Below are 21,436 nucleotides of genomic sequence, written 5' to 3'. Positions count from 1 at the left end.
TAGATCTAATTAATCCTTTCTACTATCTGGTCTTTTCGAGATATTTTAAATATTTCTTCATAGAGATCAGTATAAGGGTTGTGATTTCTAATAAGTCGATTCATGTCAAGAGAGAATTCTAGAGATCCAATAATATAGTATGAGGTATGATCTTAATCTATTTAGAAAGTCCTTCGTTGTATAGGTGCTTACCAGATACCAGCTTAATACTTAGAATAACACTGAAAACACTCTCTCAGATCTATCTTTGATCTATTGTTTAATATTTTTAAGCCTGGTAGCATATGTATAAATAATAGGGTGACAATATAAATGAAAGACATAAGATATATACCTATAATATCACCTCTAGGGCAGATTATATCTGTCATAATAGTAGAAATGAGAAAAAACGAGAACTACTGAGTTTCTTTTTTTCTTGCGAGAACTATATATGATACAGGTAATGGTATAGGCATTGGTAGAACTTTTTTAACGAGATGATCTATCTTATATAATGCTGTTAGAATCTTTTTGAGCGTTATATTCTCTGTATTCTCCTGAATTCTAACTGGTATAAATCCTGGAAATATATGGATAGGTTCTACACGTATTATATCTAACCCATACTCTTTTAGGATTCTCATGATCTCTATAGGACTGAACATTTTTATTTCAATTCCTCCAAAACTCCACTCAAGATCCAGATCTTCTCTTAGGATCTTTAATGTTATAAGAGATTTAAGAATCTTTTTGGAGTAATTTTTATAGATAAGCGCTTCATATAGATTATCAAGCGCCCAAGAGCTATCAAAGTCAAAAACTAGAAAGCCTCCAGGTTTGAGTATGTATGAAGCATCTCTGAAGAATTCTCGCGGATTTTTCAGGTGGTTTAACACCGAAGCCAGTGACAAGACCAAGTCAAAGGCTTCTCTTCTAAAACTCATATGTCTTGCATCACCAGCGAGGCTTTCAACTCCTCTAGAGAAGCTTATCTCTATGGATCTACTAGAAATATCAATGCCTATAACCTGGTAGCCTAATTTCTTGAGAAGAAGACTCCAGAAACCAGTGCCACAGCCTATATCGGCTACTAAGCCTCCTCTTTTCACGCGTTTCAAAACCTGTTTTCTCAGGAATCTTATTATTTCTCTGTAGTGATTGGAGTAGAAAAAAGATCTAGATATGACCAGATCTTCGTATTTATCTGCTATTAAATCGTATATGAAAATTCTCTCGTCAGATTTCTGCTTATATTTGATCTCATGTTTTTCTCTTTCTAGAAGTAATTTAACTCTTTGGAGAAGCGATTCATCTGAGGTTTCATCCATAGATCGAGTCACTTTCCTAGGGTCTATTCTATAAACAATTGTTGTTGTTAAGATTTAAATATTATTAGGCTTAGCATGCTTACTATAAAGAATTGTCCTAGAGACCTGCTTCCCCGCCTAATGATATTAATCCGAAAGATCTTAGCTTTTAATACTTCAATCTTTAATCATAAATTAGGGTGTTAGAATGCCCACACATGGTTCAATGACTAAGGCTGGTAAAGTGAGAAGCCAGACACCTAAGATACCTAAGAAGCCTAAGAGGAATCTAGTTCCCAGAGTTAGAAATAGAAGAGAATTCTGGATTAGAGAGAGAAAAGCTCAGGGACTTCCAGTTCCAACAGTGGTTCCTCCATCTTCTGTTCCTAGGAAGAGTAAGTAGAATTTTAGGTGTTTTCTTGTCCGAGCAAAATCTTGGAGAAGAATTTAATCGAAGACTTCTAGAAGAGAAGATCCTAGAGATCATAAAAAACAGAGATGAGATTACATTCGATGAGCTTAGAGAGCTTCTAGAAATAGAAGGCTTATACTATGATGGTCTATACATAAGGAGAGTTGTATCTGATCTCATAAGAAGAGGAGTTATCGCGAAAATGATAAGTAGCAATAGAAGAAATAAATTTATATTAAGAATCAATCAATAGAATCTTTTATGGCTTTCTCGAATATCTCCAAACCTATCTCAGCTTGTTCAGGAGTTATAATTAGAGGCGGAATCAATCTTACAGAACTCTTGCCACAACCTAGTATCACAAGTCCTTTTTTCAGCGAGTTAAATATAACATTATCCCTGATCTCTGGAGCGTGTTCCTTGCTCTTCTTACTCTTCACAAACTCCACACCCCATGCAAGACCTAGACCTCTTACGTCTCCTACGATCTCGTATTTCTCTTTAATCTCATGCAATCTCTTCAAGAAGAGAGCTTCAAGTCTCGGTATAGAGGGGAGGATTTTTTCGGTGAGTTCTATAGTCTTAAGAGCTACTGCAGATGCTAGGGCATGTCCTCCGAAAGTATTACTATGAGCTCCAGGCTCTAGATCTAGATCTCTTCTGAATATGGTAGCTCCTATAGGTATTAATCCTCCTCCCAACGCCTTAGCTAGTGTTATTATATCAGGTGCTATTCCGAAGTGCTCGATTGCAAACATTTTACCAGTTCTTCCTAAGCCCATCTGAACCTCGTCGTCTACGATCAAGATTCCATATTTATCAGCTAGCTTCTTTAATTCTATGAAAAAGTTTTTCGGAGGAACCACATAACCTCCTTCGCCTTGTATGGGTTCTACGAAGATCCCTGCAATCTCATCTGGAGGAACTAGATGTTGCATAACCCAGTATTCTATGAAATCTATAACTCTATTAACAAGATCCTGCGGGTTCTCATATCCGTCGATACCCCACGGATTCCTATAAGGATTAGGATATGGTACATGGATTACCCCAGGCATTGAGGGGAAGAAGCGTTTCTTTTGAACAGGTTTAGAAGCTGTCAGACTTAGAGAACCCATGGTACGACCGTGGAAAGCCCCTATAAATGCTATGAAATATTTTCTCCCCGTAGAATATCTAGAGATCTTGATCGCAGCTTCATTGGCTTCAGTACCGCTATTGCTAAAGAAAACTTTCTTCTTAAACCCTCCTGGGGTAATTGATGTAAGCTTTTCGGCGAGTTTAAGCTGATATTCATTATAGAAATCAGTTCCTGCAGCATGAGCTAGCAGACTCATCTGGGTTATAGCTACCTCACGTATCTCAGGATGAGTAGGCCATCCTAAATTATTAACGGAAACTCCTGATGTGAAGTCTAAGTATATATTCCCATCTACATCTACCAGCCATACTCCCTCACCTCTTTCTACGACCAGAGGAAGGTTTTTAGGGTCATGGGTTGATGTAGCTATATACTCTCTAGATCTATTTATGATCTCTCTGGCTTTAGAACCTGGAATCTCTGTTAAAATCTTGGGAAAAACCGTATCCATAGAATATTCCCTGATAGTGAGTATCTTTATAAAGGATATAAGCATATAACCTCTTCTATAAATACAATAGATCTCTAATAAAATCATAGTTTCTATGTATAATGAAGGAGGTAGATAGTTGGTGAACGAGGAAGGTCTTGATAGATTTCTGGAAAGCTACCTCCTTAGAGAGAGGATCTCTGGATGGATTGAAGAGAGAAATTTCGCGACAGAGCTTAGAGACTTTCTATGCGAGAAGATTTCATGTGATTCTTCTAAAATACATGAGATTGATGTGATAACATGGGAGGAGAAATATTGTAGTATTATGAATGTTGAGAGAGATCTCGTGAAATGCAGTATTCTACCTCCATATGAGGAAGAAGATATTATTTCGGGGATCCTAACAGATGAGATGAAACAATGTTCTGATAAGATCCTTCTAATATCCACAACAGATCAACCCGATAATATATGGATCCTGTACAACGAAGCTGTAGAGAGAGGTGCGAAAGCAGTGGTTTTCTATGACTACTATCCCTGGAGAAGAAGAAGAATCGTAATCTCCGGTAAGTGGAGCTACGGGTTTAACGATCCAATAGAAGTCTCCATTCCAGCTGTTCATATTCCTCTAGAGTACTATCCTTTCATGAAAAGGTATATAGGAAGAAGGATAGAGTTGCATATCGCATCATCTGTCAGAAGTTCTAAGGGTTATAACGTAGAGGTTGTGAAAGAAGGAAGCAGGGGAGAGGTAGTAGTATCGGCGCATCATGATGCATGGTTGAAAGGCTTCAGAGATAACGCCGTGGGTGTTCTCACGCTGATTAGATTAGCTGAGATGATAAGAAAAAAATCTATAAGAAATAAGATCAAGATTATAAGTTTCACAGCCGAAGAATTCGGAGATCCTAGAAATCCTGCATGGTATTGGGCTTATGGATCCAGAGTTTATCTAGATAGGATCCCTGAGGAAGATTTTGTGAGAAACAGGTCTCTAGGGTTGGTTCTCGACGTAGCTTATAAAGAGCCTCTTAAGATATCATTCACAGTTCCTGACATAGCCTACAGTTTCAAGAATGCTATATCTTTGGAATCCTATGTAGAAGGATTTGGTCATGTCTATATGGATTCTATATCATTCATAAGGAGGGGTGTTCCTGCTCTCACACTACATAACTTTTCTACAGATATCTATCCTGTATATCACACAGATCTAGATATACCCTCAGACTCATGGAGAGGTTTTATTGAGAGATTTTCAAAAAATATTTTGAAAGCTATAGATCATTATAATCCTAGAGAGCATCTTAGGATCACTCTTTTCATAGAAGAAATTCAGAGAAATCTCATCAGAGAATTAAAAGATCCTCTTATGAAGATACTTGAGAGATTATCCGATGATGAAGACATCTATAAATTCTACATGTACTTTAGCAGATTATTTTTGAAACCTATAGCCTTGGAGGGTTATAGAAAACTATACAGTGATCTATCTTTAGTATCATATCCAGATCTCGCATCCATGATATATAGAGGTCTGATCTCGCAGAAGATAACTATAGCAGGCGAAGAGAAAATAATAGATCCTACTGATAAAATCTCTAGAGAAAATCTCGTGAGAGAAAACCTTCTGCTACTAGAAGAACTGGAGAGAAACATATTTAAATAGTATACTACATACTAGGATCTTTTCATTCTCTCTTAGACATAAAGCTCTGGCTGATTCTTTTTCAAAAGTTTCGGTCTTCATATCTGATTTATCTTCGCATAATAGTTGCTCAGTAAATTTGATAGAATACTCCTCATGTTTTCGCAAGAACACTGCCTGTACCGAGTGAAATCTAAGATGAAAAGGTTTCAATTATGAATTTTAGGAGTTCGAAGAACGCTTCTAAGAAAATGTGTAAGAAAGATCTGTAGAGAGGGAGAGGATGAAATCATAGTAGTATGAGCTCACATGAGAACTGAACCCTTAAAATAGTTATCATTTCTCGGGCAGAATAGGGCTCATACTATTCTGAAAAACTTCTTCTTGTTATATTCTCCTAGAATCAGTGCTGCTGCTCCTATAATAACTATGTCATCTTCAAATCTCGTGACCTCTATTCTAGGCAGTCTGTTTATGGAATACTTATGTACTCTCCTTCTTATTTCATCAACAATCCATCTATTATTAAGAACCACGGAACCGCCCAAGATCACTATCTCGGGATCATACGCGTTTATAACTGATGCAACCCCTGCCGCATTTATCTCATTACATTCCTCTATCACCTCAACAGCTAGAGGATCTCTGGTGTAATATGATTCGAAGACTTCTACAGCAGTGATACTTCTCTCACTAAGCATCTTCTGTAGTTTGGATCCTTCATATCTCTTCTTTGAAGCGATGTATTCTACTAGTTTCGGGATTCCAGAACCGCTACACATACCTTCCCAATGTCCTATGCCTCCGCAACTACATTTTATACCAATAGATCTATCTATAACTAGATGACCTATCTCATGCGCATTCCCATCCTTACCTACTAGAGGTTCTCCGTCTACTATTACTCCAGCTCCAATACCCGTGCTAATAGTTATATAAACGATGTTATCAAACCCTCTTCCAGATCCGTAGAAATACTCACCTAAAGCTCCTGCCACACAGTCGTTTGCCAGGTATACAGGCTTGCCCTCGAATAGTTTACTCATTATATATTTGAGATCTATATTTTTCGCTTTTATATTAGGAGGATTTGTAAGAATACCTCTCTTCAGATCCATAGGTCCTATACTTCCGATTCCTATACCTTTAATTTCTCTCAGAAAATCTCTAGGAATCCCTTGGAGAACTTCTTCAAAGTTTTCTCTAAATTCTTCGGGGGTGTCGCCTTTGGTTCTAACCTTGTTTCTTGCCAGGATCTCTATATTTCCATTTCTTTCAGCTACTATGGCAGCTCTAATCCAGGTAGCTCCTATGTCGTATGCTAGTACCGGTCCTTGTAATTCCCTCATAGCTTCTAAAACCTCTAGAGGAGATCTATAACTGCTATTCCATCAGATGGTCCATTATGTATCTTGAATGATACTATATGTCTGTAACCTCTTAGATCTATTATATCTTTTCCGCTCTTTACATGAACTAGATCTCTGCCGTAAAACTGAGGAGGTAAACCTAGATCGTATTCATTGATCTGGAGAACCAGATCTTTACTTGAGTATATGGTTAAATACTTCTCTTTATAGCCGTAGAGTGGGATTCCTCCGAAAGTTCTTCCCGAAATCTCTCTAAGAGGTACTCTAGCTGAGTAAGGAGGATTTGGTGAATATATTATATCTTCACTTAAAACGGTAATACCTCTTACACCTGAATCTATTATGGTAGCATCTCTGCCTCCTAGATTTGCTGTCGTTGAATATCCTATTAGAATCTTATCTCCTAAACTTTCCAGAGAAGTCGCTCTAGCACCTAGAACACCTACGATCCTTGCCGCGGGAGGTGTTATATATAGAAGAACTGTTGGTGAGACTACATAGTTAAGTCTTTTTGAAAGCCCTAGATCATCTATATGATACGCTGTCTCGACACTAGCATTATAAGCCACAAGAATACCTCCTCCAACATTTATAACATTAGATCTTCTGGGACTTAGACCTGAGACTCCGTAGTCGAATAATCTTACAAATCTCATATCATCGAGTACAGGCTCTACAGGATTCCCTACAAAGACTCCAGACCTTACAAAGGCAAAGAACCTGCCATAGGCCTCGGTAGCAGGTCCCATAGAGTATATGGGAGTTCCATCTTCATCTACAGATATTCTTTTTACATCTTCAAGCTCATAATACAAGATCTTTCGAGAGATTAGATCTAGACATTGAAATCCCTCAACACCATCGAACTTCGATATGTCAAAACATATATAATCCAGGTATTTAGAGCCTTTCAGAGCAGGTCTGGAGCTAAGTCTCTTAGCCTCTCCGCTTCTCGGGTCTAAAGTATATATACCTAGATTCTCATGACCGTCAGCTCTTGCTAGTAGTAGCTCTGTAGACACAGGATCATATATTATCTCAGAGATCTCTCCAGCCCATTTCTCGGGATGTTTTATAGTATCTCTCCAAAGCAGTCTAACCCTTCTCTCATTAATATCATACTCGTGTACATGACTGTATTTATTATTGAATAGAATTGTAGAACCTCCTGCTCCTCTCTGTCCGTATACTGCAGGTGCGTGAACCCAGCCTCCGAAGTATATTTTCTCATCTACGGCCTCTACAGCACCATATGTATCTCCGCCTGACACAGGTTGAGGTCCTACTAGATCGTATTTATATCTCTGCTGATAGTCTCTCTCTATAAAGAATGATTCTGCTTCAAAAGCTAATGTGAAGTAAAGTACTCCTCTATGATATTTCAGACCAAAAACCCCTCCAGAACCCCATTCGGGCGCGTAGCTAGGTTGAAATGTTTTAGGGATACGCTCGATTAAACTCATACACAACACCTCTTCAATATTCTTGTACCCTGTTAAAACTTTAAGCAAATAGCATACCTTCTCTTAGCATTATAACAAGGATCTAATTCTGAAAACTTATGAATTTCAGTATATTAGCTTACTAACGTATAGAAAATTCTGAGAGACCAGTGCTAGACTCCTCTTATAGAGGATGATCTGGTTGAGATCACTAGCGGGAGCTAAAGTTGCATCATATATAATTCTTCTTATGATACTAATAGGATTTTTTCTTCAAATGACTTCACAAGTTTTCTCGCAGAATAACACATGTTATTCATATCAGATCTATATTCCAGCTGTATCAGATAGAGGGGGAGAAGCCGTGAGAACAATTATCTACATTATTGAAGGAGGCAGCGGCATATATGTGGTGGGAGTATCTTCAGTTGCTACAGATACATTAATAAGTTTATTTCTCTCTTCAATTCTATCTAGTTCTGTAAATAAAACTTTCCTTGAGAACCATAGGATCTACATTATCTTTCCAGATGATATATCAATTGTAAGAGGGCCTTCTGCTGGAGCACTCCTAACCTATCTTCTGATTAGATCAGCTCTCGGTATCGGTTTTAACACTAGCATCTCAGGTACTGGCGCTATAAATCTAGACGGATCTATAGAAATGGTTGGTGGTGTTAAGAGCAAGTTAAATGCTCTGAGTAGTATAGAGTCTGTTAAGACGGTATTTATACCGTTCTCTTCGTATCTGTATGAAGGTTTGGAAAGCTCCTATAGAGGTCTTAGGATAGTTCCCGTCGGTAATATACTAGATCTATTTAATCTCGACGTCTCAAATCTTTCTAGCTATATATTTAATGATCTAAAGAGTAATCTCTTTGGATCTTATGAAGACTATACTACCGAAACTTTAAGCTTAAGTGTTTACACAGACATACAGAGGAAGTATGAGGAAATACTGTATAGAGAGTATTCTAGAGCTCTTAATCTGGCTAGAGATCTGAACCTATCTATGGATAGAGATCTGATACTAGCTGAAAGAGTTCTAAAAAATCTTCCAGAGGATCCTGAATATTATTATCTGAGGACTAATCTCCTATATATTATGGCTACAACATTATACCAGAGAGAGCTCCCTATATTATACTATAATCAGAGAAGCCTTTTCAACTCTCTCTATAGAGATTTTACAAGCAGTATAAACAGATCTCTATATATATCAAGAGAAGCTCTAGAAGATCTGGATAATAGAACTATAGAATCTTACTATCTACTGAATCTCTACCTGATACTTCTCGATAGAATTTTTGATCTGATCTCACTAGTAGAGAGAAATAACTATTTCTCTTCTCAGAACCCTTATAACATATCAGAGCTTGCGATAGCATATATGAGGTCTCTATCTATAAGCTACTGGTATGATCTCTTTAGAAGTACTAGAGATCTAATGATGAATTCGAGTACAAACTTTACGCCTGTTTTAACATTAGATCTTTTATCCTCTAAGATAAAGTCTCTTATGGAAAGTCTTAACATCTCTAGAGATTCTGTATCGAATGAAACAAAAATGCTCTTAAAAACTCTAGGTCTCGAGAATATCTCTGAAAATAAGATAGGATTATATGAAATGCTGGCATCGCTTATAAATATCAAGAATATCCTAGAGGATTATTCATTCAATCTGAAGTACTCGACTTTTATTGGTATCTATAGTTCTGTAGGTTTTAGCGGTGTTGAAGATGTTCTTAGAGAGTATAACTATATAAACTACACAAGATCTATGGTTCTAGAGGGAAGAAACGCCACACGTCTAGGCCTGATCTATTCTATGTATTTTCAAGCCTTCGTCATATTAGAAGATCCTGAGCTGGTAAACAGCAGCCTATATATCTCAGCTCTCAGGACTTTAGCATCTCTTATGTCGCAAGACATCTTGCTAGATATACTCTATGGATCTCTTGAAGTTCCTAAGATCATCTTTCTCTCGAAAGCTTTTCTACCTAGCGAGTGTGAAGAGATCTATCAGACGAAAACCTATAAAAATCTCACAAGTATCATAGGTTATTCAGAGAGCTTAAGACCTCTAGATCTTATGAGAAGAATTATATCTATTGTAGTTATCTTAGTATCTTTCTCTCTAATGCTTTACTTTACTAGAATCTCTAGAAGTAGAGGTTTGTGAATCTCTGCTTAGGTAATCGTATAATGTCTTAATCCTCTCTGAACTTCCTCTATTCTGCTTGTTAAGTTCTTCTAGAGCTTTTAGAAGGTCTTCTCTTATTATATCTGGATCTACAGAACCTCTAACAGCTGCAGAAGGATGATAAGAAGGTATTAATTTAAATCTATGTCCTGATACTTCTAGTTCATACTTTCTACCATGCTGCCTGCTTATACCATTCCACTTCATTTTATTCTCGTTAAAAAACCACTCTCCTGCTACATTTCCTAGAGTTATCACTATCTTTGGTTTGATCATTTTTATCTGTCTTCTAAGATAATCACTGCATGCTATGATCTCTTCTTTCTCAGGTGTTCTATTATTAGGAGGTCTACACTTAACAACGTTAGTTATGTACACCTCATCTTCTCTCAAACCTATATCTTTCATAATCTTTCTCAGCAGGCTTCCTGCGATCCCTACAAAAGGTCTTCCGGTCTCATCTTCGGTAGCTCCTGGAGCTTCTCCTACTATCATTATCTCAGCTCTCTCACTTCCCTCCCCGGGAACTGCATTGATTCTTGTTCTTGAAAGAGGACATTTCTGGCAATTTCTTATCTCGTTTATAAGTACACTCCATTCATCATTCAATAGCATCCCACCTCTATCTTTATTATATTCTGATTCATATTATCTAGATCTTTATCTTTTTTCACTACCATGTTTTTAATGTTATCATCACTATTATTATATGGTGGGTTCATGTCTCAACAGAGTTCTAAGTCTAAGGATCTGAAGATAGTATCAAGACCTGTGATCACTATAGATCAGATTAAGAACAATCAGAAAGCTTTGAAACTACTCCATCTGATTAATCTGCTAGGAAAAGTTTCCGAGAAAAACTTGCTTCAGATAATTAAAGAATTAAAAGAATCAGGATTGGACCTAGGTTATAACATAGTTCTGGTAGCTGGAAGTCCTGTGTCAAAGGATCTCAAAGAAGATCTCACGTCACTGCTATATGTAGGGCTTCTTGAGACAACCCAACAAGGTAGAATTCTTAACCTCACCAGTCTCGGCAGAGAATTTATATCAAATAATCCTGATAATGATTTCATAGAGAAGGCTAAGGCGAAGATAGAAGAGTTGAAGCCAAAGATATCAATGCTTTTAGCAGAGAGTGAGATGAGAAGAAGATAGAGTTGTCCTAGTAGTATATAAGCTTCATATCGTAGGGAATCCAGTCTTCTAATACACCTATTCTTCTCAGAAAATCTCTATTATTCTTCCACAGAATACCATATAAAGCAGATCCTTCGGCTGAGCTTTTAATCTTTTCATCAGACCCTTTGAAGAATCTTGGAAGAATCTCTGGATTATAGCCGTATTCTTTCAGAGCCTTGACTACTATATTCCTGGCTCCTCTACCCGAGAGATATATCTTGATCTCATCTTCTTTTAAACCTCCTCTTCTTATAGATCTCTCTAGGACTGCAATTGTTTTAGCTATATCATCTATATACCTTTCAAAACCTTCTCTACATCTAACGTATATCTCCTCGAGATCTATTGTTCCACATATGCTCTTCAAACCTCCTTTAAATAGATCTCTTTTATAGATCCTTCTTCCTAGAATAACCGCGATCTCTCCATCCCAGCCTCCTCCTGATATCAAGCCTATAGGATATAAAGTGCCTCCTACTCCATCTATGATTCTTCCCTCCTTTACAGCTATCCCCGATGTAAAGGCTCCTAGCTCCATAACTATTATATTGCTTCTGCTAAGTCTCTCAAGATCTCCTCTACTGTGCACATAGATGGCTAGAATTGCTGTAGCTGTTTTATCGGCTGTTCCAAGATCTATTCTATTAATCCTTTTAGAAGGATCTATTGTAGCAAGATTATATATTCCTGGAACACCTATTACAGGAACCTTAATTCTCTCAACATGCTTTAGAAAATATGATATATATTTAAGATCTTCAATACCCGGATCATCTTCTCTCAGAAGAAGACTTTTTAATCTCTCCTCAGTATTTAACTCTCTTATATCTACAGGCGGAAGACCGTATCCCGAGGGTGCAACAATTATATCTGGCTGGTCTTCCTCTATCATCTCGAAAAGCATCTCTGGATTCCTACTTAATTCTTTTGATGAAACCTCTCTATATCTATAGATCTTGTCATTCTCCACGGTTGCTACAGACGTTGTGATACTCCCTGGATCTATTGCGAGGACTCTCATTCTTGCTCCCAGAATAATTCCTTTAAGGCTGTCTTAATCATTGTTCTGATATTTTCTAGTCCTCTGATCGTCGGATCAAGAAATACTTGAAATGCCATATAATATGATTTCTTCTCGAGATAGTATGTGTATTCGTCACATGGATCCTGTTTAAATATGGTATGCCAAATACTTCTCTTAAGTTTCTCTAGAATTCTATTCTCTATATCATATAGATCAAATGATCTCTCTATTGATATATCTGAAGAAACTAGTTTTCTAGGTTTCCTAGGCTTCTGAAGATCTCTTATCGTGTTTATATTAGCAAGGGTTTTATCATCGTATCCGTGTTCTTGTATATTGAAGAGATATATGTTAGGCATCCCCCGGATAATATCTATGGCCTTAGATCTTTTCATCGAGATCAGGAGTTTTAAGAATCTCTTAAGAGGATCTCTTTTAGAAGCTATTATAAGATTCTCAACAACAGTGTTAGATAGCATAGGAGATGCTACATCTGATCTCTCTCTATCCACAATATCAACTAGATCTCTTAAGAGACCGCTTGATATATAAGGCATGTCATTCGGAGCTGATATTACTATCTCTCCTCTGCAACTCGCAAGTGAGGAGTACAAGCCTATTAGAGGACCACTGCCACCTATTATATCTACCGAATATTGAGCTTCCGGGATTTTTTCTCTATAGAGTTTCACTGTTTCGTAGTCTCTGAGAGATATTATGATATCTTTAGTATCGCATAAGCTTAACATCTTCTCATACACATGATATATCATAGGTTTTCCTTCTAGCATGTAGAAAGCTTTATCTATTTCAATTCCCATGCTCTCTCTGAATCTTCTGCTTAGACCTCCACTGAGAATTATACAGCATATAGACATTCCAACCACACCGCTCTTCCTAATACACTTATATCTAGGTAGGAGAACTTCTAAATATTATGACAGCTGATCTCTTCAACTACTATGTTTCCAATACCTCATAGTTTTATATTCGTAGAATAGAGGGCTGTAATCATGCAAATAAGCTGGTTCTTAGATACGTGTGGTAGCAGGTTTTAAAGGTGTATCTCGAGAGCTTTTAAGTCTGGTAAAATTTATATCAGAGCTGATCTGTTTTATAGTTTTACATTCTATACTCTCTGAAAACTTTATATAATCTTTTAAGGTATGTTTTGTAGGGTCTTTTAATGAGTAGAGTGGCTATTATAGGTGTGGGTTTTTACGGGTTTCAATCTTCAACTCCTTCTCTTTCTTTTAGAGAGATGATATTCGAAGCTGCTCAGAGAGCTTATGAGGATGCTGGAGGAATTAATCCTAGAACAGAGGTGGATGCTTTCATATCTTGCCAAGAGGATTTCTGGGAGGGTGTGGCTATATCTAATGAATTCATGCCCGATCAATTGGGTGGCGCGCTTAAGCCTGGTTTTACAGTTGCCGGTGACAGTCTTCAGTGTATTCTGAATGCTTATGCCATGATCAAGACCGGGGCTTTCGATGTTGTTGTTGTTGAGTCCCATGGAAAGCCTAGTGAGATCTCTACCATTAGGGATATAGTGCTCTTCTCATTCGATCCTATATATCTGAGACCTCTTAATCCTGAGAGTATTCATTTTCTTAATGCTATAGAGGCTAGAGCTTTTATGGATAGTGAGAGGCTTTCTAGAGAGGTTTTGGGAGAGTATGTGGTTAGAAGTCTTAGGAATGGTTTTTCAAGTTCTAGAGCTGTTTATGCTTCTAATCTCTCTCTTGATAGTTATATATCTGCTGACCCGATTGCAGATCCTTTAAGCATGTATGATATAGCACCTTTCTCTGATGCTTCCATAGTTATAGTTTTATCTTCTGAGGATATTGCAAGAAGGTATACAGATGATCCTGTTTGGATCTCTGGTATTTGGAGTGTTTCTGGAACCCCTACACCTCCTTTTGATGAGCTTTCTAGAGATTGGATTGTTAGAACTGCTGCTGAGAAAGCCTTTAAACTGAGCAATATCAAGAATCCTCTTAGAGAGATAAATGCTCTAGAACTTGATGAGAGATACAGCTATATACCTCTCATGGTTTTGAGCTCTCTTGGATTCTCAAAAGATCTTAGAAAGGATCTGGAGTCAGGCTATTTTGATAGAGGAGGAGGCATGCCTGTGAATCCTTCGGGAGGTGCTTTGAGCGAGGGAAACACTCTTGAAGTTCATGGACTAGCTAGAGTTGTTGCCGCGTATGAGCAGCTGAAGGGAAGAGCTGGAGCTTCTCAGATCGAAGGTGTTGAGAAGATCCTGGTTCATAGCAGAAGATGGCCTGGGCTGAGAACTACCACGGTAGCTATATTGTCGAGGTGATCTCATGAAAACCAATCTATATGTTAAAAAGAGGGTCGCTATAATAGGTGCCGGTCTTACCCTATTTAGAAGAAGACTTCTTGAGACACCTCAAGAGTTAGTATGGATCGCGGCTAGAAGAGCGCTTGATCAGGCTGGCTTAGAATTTAAAGATATAGATTGTGTTATAAGCGGTAGTGCTCCTGATGCTTTTGATGGAGTTCATATGAAGGGTGAGTACTATTCTGAGGGGGCTGGAGCTTTCGGGAAGCTTCATCATAGAGTTCTTGTTGGTGGTGGAACCGGTGTTTTCGTACCTATCTCAGGTTGGTGGATGGTTGCCTCAGGATTATGTAGGAAGGCTCTTATCATTGCTGAGGAGAAGATGAGCTGTGCCGCTGATCCTCATCCTCAGGCTGTGTTCAGACATATATGGGATCCTCTCGTTGAGAAACCTCTTAATCCTAATCTTATATGGATCTTTGCTCTCGAGATGCATAGGTATATGCATAAGTGCGGTGTTTCAAAGGAGGATATAGCTCTGGTTGCTGTGAAGAATAAGGCTAACGCTCTAGATCATCCATCTGCTCAGGCTGCTGCTAGAATCACAGTTGAAGATGTTCTCAAGAGTGAGGTTTTAGTCTATCCTGTTAACAGGCTTGACATATCGCCTGTTAGCGATGGTGCTGGAGCTCTTGTAATGGTTTCTGAGGATATTGCGAGGAGGTATACCGATAATCCTGTATGGGTTGAAGGAGTGGGGTTTGTTCTAGATTCATCTTACTGGACTAACAGAGAGCTTTCATTTCCTGTATATGTTAAAGCTGCTGCTGAGATGGCGTATAGAATGGCTGGTATTGAGAACCCTATGAAGCAGATTGATGTTGCAGAACCTTATGATCCTTTTGATTATAAAGAACTTCATCATATGGAGGGTCTGGGGCTGGCTCCCAGGTGTAAGGCTGCTGAGATGACTAGAGAGGGGTTAACTCAGAGAGATGGAGATCTGCCTATAAATCCTAGTGGAGGTCTTCTCGGTGTTGGAAATCCTATCGCGGCTGCAGGTCTTATGAAGGTTGCGGAGATATTCTGGCAGTTAAGAGGTGAAGCTGGTAGGAGGCAGGTTAAGAAGCCTGTGACCACAGGACTTGCTCAGGCGTGGGGGGATCTGATGCAGGTAGGCACTGTTATTGTACTTAGGAGGTGAGTGGTGTGAGCTCGAGTCTTTTAGGAGGTACTTATCTCTCTGATCGTGAGTTTAAAGAGATTTTAAAGGAGAGGTCAAAGCCTAGAGCTAGATACAACATGAGTGCTGGGGAGGCTTATAGTAGGTTCTTTGAAGGGTTAAAGCAGGGGAAGATCCTTGGTACTTACTGTGAGAGTTGTGGAATGGTATTTATTCCTCCGAGGATCTTCTGTGCTTATTGTTTTAAGCCTGTTAATAAATGGATTGAAGCATCTGATGAGGGTAAGGTGGTGAGTGCTGTTGCCAGCTATTACTCGGCTGATATGGAGAGACTGGAGAAGCCTGAGATCATAGGTATAATAAAACTTGATATTCCGGGGATGAGGTTTTCGAGCTATAGATTTCCAGGGATTCTTCACAGGATCTGTGGTGCTGATCTTGAGGATCTTGTATCTCAAGGAATTTTTGATGCGAGGGTGAAAGCTCGCTGGAAGAAAGAAGAGGAGAGAAGAGGAGATATTAATGATATCGAATGTTTTGAGGTGGTGAGATCTTGAAAGATTCTATGAGTCTAGGATCTCGTTCTCATATTCACTATCATAAGACTGTTGATATGGAGATCAATGAGTATCATTATACGGCAGGGCCTTTAGGAGTTAAATGGCTTGAAGCTCTTAGGCAGGGTGTCTTGAAGGCTGCTAGGTGTAGCAGATGCGGTCTTAAATTCATGCCTCCTAAAATCTATTGCCCTCAGTGTTTCTCGGAGGTTTCGGAGCTTGTTGAGATAGTTGAGGAGGGCTATGTTAGCAGCTATACTATAATTTATGTTGATGATAGTGGTAGAAGACTTGAGAAGCCTAGGGTTATTGCTTTAATAAGATTTCCAGGAGTGTTCGGAGGTTTGATCCATGAGGTTAAAGCAGATCCTAAGGATATTAAGAGTGGTATGAGGGTTAGACCTGTGTTTAGAGATGAGAGGAGGGGTTCTATTACTGATATAATGTACTTCGAAAAAACTGGTTAGGGATAGATCTGTAGTTCTGTTGAGCAGTATGGGCATCTATAATGTGTTGTTCTTGCGCATGCTCTGCAGAAAGCTATTTTTTTACTTTGGTTCTGGGTCTGGGAGCTGCATTTAGGGCATATATATATGACTTCTTCTCCTACGGTTAGTTTTTTATTGCATATGCTACATCTAAGTGTTGTCCATCCTTTATGTCCTCTTGTGTTTACTCCTAGCATCATTAAAGGCGTTTTAAACACCCTTATGATTTATTCTTTGCTCTCTTATAAGGAGTTTTTATGTTTTTAGTTTCCTGAGCATATGTATTCTGGTGTGGTCTTGTGCATGTTCTTAGATTTCTTGCTTTTGGGGATGTTCATGTTCCTCGATATTTTCCTGTTTTTATTTCTTCTGTGAATTCTCTAGTAGGTTTTAGACCTGATATTATTCTGCTCGCCGGTGACATAGTTGATCGCGGGGATGTGAGAGGTTTTGATCTTGTTAGAAGATTTCTTAGGAGTAAGTATGGAAGCACTCCTATAGTATCTGTTTTTGGTAATGAGGAGTATACTGAGATGCATGATGAATTTAGAAAGAGATATAGCGATATTATATGGCTTGATGATTCTTCATGGTATCATGATATCAATGGTGTGAGGCTTTGTGTGTTCGGCTCTAGAGGTTCTCTTGAGAAGCTTACTCCTTGGCAGAGCAGGAGTGCTCCTCATCTTAGGGATGTATATGAGTGGAGGATTGAGAATGCGAGAAGCATATTAAGCAGTCTTAGAGCTTCTTGTTATTATCTGATTCTTCTTCTTCATTATGCCCCAACCTATCTCACTCTCAGAGGAGAGCCGGAGTCTATATATAAGTTTCTCGGGCATAGAGGTTTTGAGAGAGTTATAATGGAGACAAGACCTGATCTAGTTCTCCACGCTCATTCTCATGGTTCTAGAGTTTTAAGAGCTAGGATAGGTGCTTCAAATATCTTTAATGTGTCTATACCGGCTGTAGGTTCTGTTACTGCTGGGATTATTAGGAAGAATTTAGAAGAATCAGATCCTGATATCGAGATCATCTCTCCAACAGGAAGATCTCTATGATTTCAGGCCCCTCATAGCTACAATGGCTCTTCACATTCTCAGACCGCCCGTCGTGGTCATCGGGGCCTATGTATAATATCTGCTTTGTAAGCAAATATGTTTTCGAGAAGCCAAAGAATCTGTGGAGATGATCTGGTTGGAAAGAGGCTGGAAGCTTAGATGCAGAAATTGTGGGACAGAATGGATTCTTAGAGTAAGCTATAAAATAGATGACTACAGAACATTATATCATTACTGCAGAGTATGTGGTAAGAATACATTCCATGATATAATAGGAAGAATCGAAGAAGTAGAGAGCACCACACACCCAGATAACACCCAGACCAGCCCCCAGAGCCCGCAGCAATAGCTACGGGCAGTCACTCCCAGGAGGAGCCCACAGCCTCGGGCTATTGGGAGTGGCAGGCTCGTCCCTCGGGAAATCCCTCGGGACATACACCCCCACCCCATCAACCCCGTCTTCTACGGGAGCCCTCGCCCACCCAGGATGAACCTGGGTGAGACGGCCGCCTCTTTTCGGGGAGGGGTTCCCGCTTAGATGCTTTCAGCGGTTACCCCCTACGGCGTGGCTGCCCGGCATACACCCTGCCGGATGACCGGTAGACTAGAGGCCGCGGCAACCCGTTCCTTTCGTACTAGGGTTGCCTTCCCCTCAGGCGGCCCGCACCCCCCGTGGGTAGAGTCCGACCTGTCTCACGACGGTCTAAACCCAGCTCACGTTCCCCTTTAATGGGCGGGCTTAGGGGGCGGGCTGGGAGTTTGTATGCATACAATAATTCCCATACCCGCCTAGCCCCACCCTTGGGGGCTGCTGCACCCCCAGGATGGGAAGAGCCGACATCGATGTAGCAATCCGCGGGGTCGATGGGGACTCTCGCCCGCGACGACCCTGTTATCCTTGGGGTAACTTTTCTGTCATGCCCAGCCCCCTCCGAGGGGGGCATGAGCGTTCGCTAGGCCGCGGTTTCCCGGCCAGGCCCCTTATTGTCAAGGGCCTGGTCAGGCCGGCTTTTGCCCTTACACTCTACGGCGGAGTTCTGACCCGCCTGAGCCGACCTTTGGGCGCCCGTGTTATCTTTTCGCGGGCGTGCCGCCCCAGCCGAACCGCCCACCTGACACTGTCCCCCGGTTTCCCGGGGTTAGGCCCCCAGGCCCCGATAGGCAGTGTTTCATTGGCGACTCAGCAACCCCCGAAAGAGTTGCCTCACAGTCTCCTGCCTACGCTACGTATCGAGGCCCAGAGGCCAATGCCAGGCTGCGGTAAAGCTCCACAAGGACTTCTCTCCCTACGGGGGGATGCCAGCCTGTGCACTGGCTCCGTGGGCTTCACGGGGTCCCGGGCTGGGACAGTGGGGCCCTCGTTGATCCATTCATGCGCGCCGGAACTCTCGAGGGCGGACTCCTGATTTTCTATCATAGAAGCCAGGATATCCGCCTTACCCGGCAAGGCATTTGGCTACCTTAAGAGGGTCAGAGTTACCCCCGGCCTTCAGCGGCGCTTCGCCGGGTTGAACCCCGGTTTCACGAACCGCCAGTGGCCAGGATTCACCCCCCGTACAAACCCTTTCGGGCTTGCGGGGAGCTATGTTTTTATTAAACAGTCAGGACCCCCTGGTCACTGCGACCTGCGGTTCCCAGGTTATACCTGAAAACCGCAGGCACCCCTTCTCCCGAAGTTACGGGGCCAATTTGCCGAGTTCCCTAGCCCGGGTTAGCCCCCACACGCCTTGGGCTCCTCACCCAGGAGCACCTGTGTCGGTTCTCGGTACGGGCGCGGGGGATCGATCCCCATCCCCTTTTCAAGGGCCCCAGGGCTCGGCTGAAGCCCCCATACGGGAGCCCATTCCCACTTTCACCCGCTTCTCGCCATTACGGCACTCCACGGGCTTATGTGGTTAGCCGAGGCGACTGCCTCGGTCAGCCTACCCCGAGGCGTCGGGGATGGGGCTTGCGTTGCCGCACCTACCCCCGCGGCACGGGAATATTAACCCGTTTCCCTTTCGGCAGGACCGTGTTACGGCCTGCCTTAGGACCGGCTAACCCTCGGCTGACGACCATTGCCGAGGAACCCTTGTCCTTCCGGCGGAGGGGATTCTCACCCCTCTTTGCTGTTACTACCGCCGGGATCCACAACTCTGGCGGGTCCACCAGACCTCACGGCCTGGCTTCTGCCCCACCAGAGCGCCCGCCTACCGGATCACGGTCTCATAGAGACCGTGCCCCGGGGTCTCGGCGGCCGGCTTAGCCCCGACCTATTTTCGGGGCCCCGAGCCTCGGCGGGTGAGCTGTTACGCACTCCTTAGAGGATGGCTGCTGTTAGGCCCACCTCCCCGCTGTCTAAGGCTCGGGACGCCCTTTAGTTGGCACTTAGCCGGCACTTAGGGGCCTTAACCCCGGTCTGGGTTGTTCCCCTCTCGGCCCTCAGGCTTACCCCGAGGACCCCACTCCCGCCATCTAAGACGGCCACGGGTTCGGAGTTGGACTGGAGAGGCTGGAGGTTCCCCTCCATACCTCTCCAATCCGTAGCTCTACCCCGTAGCCCGCCTCCGGCGGGGCTGCGCTGAGACGCACTTCGGCGGGAACCAGCTATCACCGGGCTAGATTGGTCTTTTGCCCCTAGACGGGGGTCATGGGAACGAATTGCACGTCAGAACCCCTTCGGGCCTCCACCGGGGTTTCCCCCGGCTTCACCCTGCCCCCGCCTAGATCGCCCGGTTTCTGGTCTCACGGCAGTGACTCCAGGCCCTTGCAGACCCCGCCCCTCGCAGGGATTTAAACCCTGCTGCGGGCATGTCGGTTTCCCTACGGCTTCGGGGATAACCCCCTTAGCCTCGCCACTGCCGTGAACTCCCCGGCCCGTGTTTCAAGACGGAAGGCGTGACCCCGGTCAGGTGTCTCGTACTCCCCTCTCACGAGGGTTTCCTTTGACACCTTCATTCCTTAAGGGCCACGCCATGAGTCGCCGCGCGGTTTCAGGCTCTTTTCACACCCCCTCACGGGGTTCTTTTCAGCTTTCCCTCACGGTACTTAGTGCGCTATCGGTCTCGGGACGTATTTAGCTTTGGAGGTCGGAGACCCCCAACTTCCCACGGCAAAACCAAGCCGTGGTACTCTGGTCCTCAGCGGAAGCCCCCATGGTTTCGCCTACGGGGTTCGACCCAGGGTTCAGGCAATATTTTAGAAATCGCCTGAAACCCTGGTCTATCACCCTCTACGGCGGGCCTTTCCAGGCCACTTCGGCTACCATGGGTCGGCTTCCTGGGCTCGAAGCCCAGCTGAGGACCCGTAACACCACATCCCCACCGACTTATCGCCGGCGGGTTTGGTTTGAGCTATCCCCCTTTCGGTCGCCCCTACTCAGGGGATCCCGTTTGGTTTCTTCTCCTCCCCCTACTAAGATGTTTCCGTTCGGGGGGTTCCCGACCGAGACCTGGTTTAACCAGGTCTCGGTCGCCACGGGTTATCCCCGTGGCAGGAGTTCCCATTCGGGTATCCCGGGTTCGACGGCTGCCTGCGCCTCCCCCGGGCATATCGCCGCTTGCCGCGCCCTTCTTCGGCGCCCGAGCCGAGCCATCCACCGCGCGGCTTAATGCCGTGAGCTTCCTGGGCGAGGCTGGTCTGGTTTGTGTCTGGGTGTGTGGTGCTCATAGGAGGAGCGTTTGACACTCCTCACACCTCGATCTGGG

The 21,436-nt window shown here is 42.3% G+C and carries 18 protein-coding genes and 1 rRNA gene; 11 read left to right on the top strand and 8 right to left on the bottom strand.

Annotated features, from left to right (window positions below; genetic code table 11):
- Positions 1-398 precede the first annotated feature (398 nt).
- Complete coding sequence (locus QXS89_00665; protein ID MEM3830706.1) at positions 399-1,310, bottom strand: methyltransferase domain-containing protein; 912 nt, start codon at positions 1,308-1,310, stop codon at positions 399-401.
- A 187-nt stretch (positions 1,311-1,497) separates the two neighbouring features.
- Between QXS89_00665 and QXS89_00660 the strand changes: the two genes are divergently transcribed.
- Both QXS89_00660 and QXS89_00655 read left to right on the top strand, forming a co-directional pair.
- Positions 1,498-1,692, top strand: a complete 195-nt coding sequence (locus QXS89_00660) for a 30S ribosomal protein S30e (protein ID MEM3830705.1) — start codon at positions 1,498-1,500, stop codon at positions 1,690-1,692.
- 16 nt (positions 1,693-1,708) lie between these two features.
- Positions 1,709-1,954 carry a hypothetical protein gene (locus tag QXS89_00655; protein MEM3830704.1) on the top strand — a complete coding sequence of 82 codons (246 nt, stop codon included), beginning with the start codon at positions 1,709-1,711 and terminating at the stop codon, positions 1,952-1,954.
- Here the strand turns inward: QXS89_00655 and QXS89_00650 are convergent.
- Complete coding sequence (locus tag QXS89_00650; protein ID MEM3830703.1) at positions 1,944-3,293, bottom strand: acetyl ornithine aminotransferase family protein; 1,350 nt, start codon at positions 3,291-3,293, stop codon at positions 1,944-1,946. The genes QXS89_00655 and QXS89_00650 overlap by 11 nt on opposite strands.
- Before the next feature lie 121 nt (positions 3,294-3,414).
- Between QXS89_00650 and QXS89_00645 the strand changes: the two genes are divergently transcribed.
- Entirely contained in the window at positions 3,415-4,944 is a 1,530-nt protein-coding gene (locus QXS89_00645) for a M28 family peptidase (protein MEM3830702.1), read from the top strand.
- A gap of 338 nt (positions 4,945-5,282) precedes the next feature.
- Here the strand turns inward: QXS89_00645 and QXS89_00640 are convergent, their stop codons facing one another.
- Together QXS89_00640 and QXS89_00635 are read right to left on the bottom strand one after the other, a co-directional pair.
- The gene (locus tag QXS89_00640; protein ID MEM3830701.1) at positions 5,283-6,272 is read right to left on the bottom strand and encodes an ROK family protein; all 990 of its coding nucleotides are present in this window, start codon (positions 6,270-6,272) and stop codon (positions 5,283-5,285) included.
- Positions 6,273-6,286: 14 nt separating this feature from the next.
- Complete coding sequence (locus QXS89_00635; GenBank protein MEM3830700.1) at positions 6,287-7,756, bottom strand: DUF2139 domain-containing protein; 1,470 nt, start codon at positions 7,754-7,756, stop codon at positions 6,287-6,289.
- 181 nt (positions 7,757-7,937) lie between these two features.
- Between QXS89_00635 and QXS89_00630 the strand changes: the two genes are divergently transcribed.
- Complete coding sequence (locus QXS89_00630) at positions 7,938-9,917, top strand: S16 family serine protease (GenBank protein ID MEM3830699.1); 1,980 nt, start codon at positions 7,938-7,940, stop codon at positions 9,915-9,917.
- Here QXS89_00630 and QXS89_00625 read toward each other — a convergent pair.
- Positions 9,873-10,547: a uracil-DNA glycosylase gene (locus QXS89_00625; protein MEM3830698.1), complete on the bottom strand. Its 675-nt coding sequence runs from the start codon at positions 10,545-10,547 to the stop codon at positions 9,873-9,875. The two genes, QXS89_00630 and QXS89_00625, sit on opposite strands and share 45 nt — an antisense overlap.
- Before the next feature lie 111 nt (positions 10,548-10,658).
- Between QXS89_00625 and QXS89_00620 the strand changes: the two genes are divergently transcribed.
- A complete protein-coding gene (locus QXS89_00620; GenBank protein ID MEM3830697.1) occupies positions 10,659-11,096 on the top strand; it encodes a hypothetical protein in 438 nt (145 codons plus the stop codon).
- Positions 11,097-11,103: 7 nt separating this feature from the next.
- Here the strand turns inward: QXS89_00620 and QXS89_00615 are convergent, their stop codons facing one another.
- Together QXS89_00615 and QXS89_00610 are read right to left on the bottom strand one after the other, a co-directional pair.
- On the bottom strand, positions 11,104-12,141 hold the full coding sequence (locus QXS89_00615; protein MEM3830696.1) for a DUF1464 family protein: 1,038 nt from the start codon (positions 12,139-12,141) through the stop codon (positions 11,104-11,106).
- On the bottom strand, positions 12,138-13,022 hold the full coding sequence (locus QXS89_00610; GenBank protein ID MEM3830695.1) for a molybdenum cofactor guanylyltransferase: 885 nt from the start codon (positions 13,020-13,022) through the stop codon (positions 12,138-12,140). The genes QXS89_00615 and QXS89_00610 overlap by 4 nt, the downstream gene beginning before the upstream one ends.
- A gap of 308 nt (positions 13,023-13,330) precedes the next feature.
- Between QXS89_00610 and QXS89_00605 the strand changes: the two genes are divergently transcribed.
- From QXS89_00605 to QXS89_00580, 6 genes are all read left to right on the top strand, one after another.
- Complete coding sequence (locus QXS89_00605; GenBank protein ID MEM3830694.1) at positions 13,331-14,479, top strand: thiolase domain-containing protein; 1,149 nt, start codon at positions 13,331-13,333, stop codon at positions 14,477-14,479.
- Positions 14,480-14,483: 4 nt separating this feature from the next.
- On the top strand, positions 14,484-15,665 hold the full coding sequence (locus QXS89_00600; protein MEM3830693.1) for a thiolase domain-containing protein: 1,182 nt from the start codon (positions 14,484-14,486) through the stop codon (positions 15,663-15,665).
- A 5-nt stretch (positions 15,666-15,670) separates the two neighbouring features.
- Positions 15,671-16,201: a Zn-ribbon domain-containing OB-fold protein gene (locus QXS89_00595; protein ID MEM3830692.1), complete on the top strand. Its 531-nt coding sequence runs from the start codon at positions 15,671-15,673 to the stop codon at positions 16,199-16,201.
- Positions 16,198-16,668, top strand: a complete 471-nt coding sequence (locus QXS89_00590; GenBank protein ID MEM3830691.1) for a Zn-ribbon domain-containing OB-fold protein — start codon at positions 16,198-16,200, stop codon at positions 16,666-16,668. Before QXS89_00595 ends, QXS89_00590 begins: the two co-directional genes overlap by 4 nt.
- A 320-nt stretch (positions 16,669-16,988) precedes the next feature.
- The gene (locus QXS89_00585) at positions 16,989-17,750 is read left to right on the top strand and encodes a metallophosphoesterase (GenBank protein ID MEM3830690.1); all 762 of its coding nucleotides are present in this window, start codon (positions 16,989-16,991) and stop codon (positions 17,748-17,750) included.
- A gap of 127 nt (positions 17,751-17,877) precedes the next feature.
- Complete coding sequence (locus tag QXS89_00580) at positions 17,878-18,099, top strand: hypothetical protein (protein MEM3830689.1); 222 nt, start codon at positions 17,878-17,880, stop codon at positions 18,097-18,099.
- Between the two features lie 23 nt (positions 18,100-18,122).
- On the opposite strand, the gene QXS89_00575 is transcribed toward QXS89_00580, so the two are convergent.
- Positions 18,123-21,352 (bottom strand): 23S ribosomal RNA (locus QXS89_00575).
- Positions 21,353-21,436 lie beyond the last annotated feature (84 nt).

The sequence above is a fragment of the Sulfolobales archaeon genome, from assembly GCA_038881635.1.
Lineage (GTDB): Archaea > Thermoproteota > Thermoprotei_A > Sulfolobales > AG1 > WYEN01.
The sequence above is the reverse complement of the archived record's forward strand: the minus strand, read 5'-3'. Positions and strand labels throughout refer to the sequence as shown.

What these genes read in the sequence shown, in the direction of transcription:
- QXS89_00665 (MEM3830706.1), bottom strand. Translation starts at nt 1,310, where the DNA reads ATGGATGAAACCTCAGATGAATCGCTTCTCCAAAGAGTTAAATTACTT.
- QXS89_00605 (MEM3830694.1), top strand. Translation starts at nt 13,331, where the DNA reads ATGAGTAGAGTGGCTATTATAGGTGTGGGTTTTTACGGGTTTCAATCT.
- QXS89_00660 (MEM3830705.1), top strand. Translation starts at nt 1,498, where the DNA reads ATGCCCACACATGGTTCAATGACTAAGGCTGGTAAAGTGAGAAGCCAG.
- QXS89_00635 (MEM3830700.1), bottom strand. Translation starts at nt 7,756, where the DNA reads ATGAGTTTAATCGAGCGTATCCCTAAAACATTTCAACCTAGCTACGCG.
- QXS89_00610 (MEM3830695.1), bottom strand. Translation starts at nt 13,022, where the DNA reads ATGTCTATATGCTGTATAATTCTCAGTGGAGGTCTAAGCAGAAGATTC.
- QXS89_00580 (MEM3830689.1), top strand. Translation starts at nt 17,878, where the DNA reads ATGATCTGGTTGGAAAGAGGCTGGAAGCTTAGATGCAGAAATTGTGGG.
- QXS89_00600 (MEM3830693.1), top strand. Translation starts at nt 14,484, where the DNA reads ATGAAAACCAATCTATATGTTAAAAAGAGGGTCGCTATAATAGGTGCC.
- QXS89_00640 (MEM3830701.1), bottom strand. Translation starts at nt 6,272, where the DNA reads ATGAGGGAATTACAAGGACCGGTACTAGCATACGACATAGGAGCTACC.
- QXS89_00615 (MEM3830696.1), bottom strand. Translation starts at nt 12,141, where the DNA reads ATGAGAGTCCTCGCAATAGATCCAGGGAGTATCACAACGTCTGTAGCA.
- QXS89_00620 (MEM3830697.1), top strand. Translation starts at nt 10,659, where the DNA reads ATGTCTCAACAGAGTTCTAAGTCTAAGGATCTGAAGATAGTATCAAGA.
- QXS89_00650 (MEM3830703.1), bottom strand. Translation starts at nt 3,293, where the DNA reads ATGGATACGGTTTTTCCCAAGATTTTAACAGAGATTCCAGGTTCTAAA.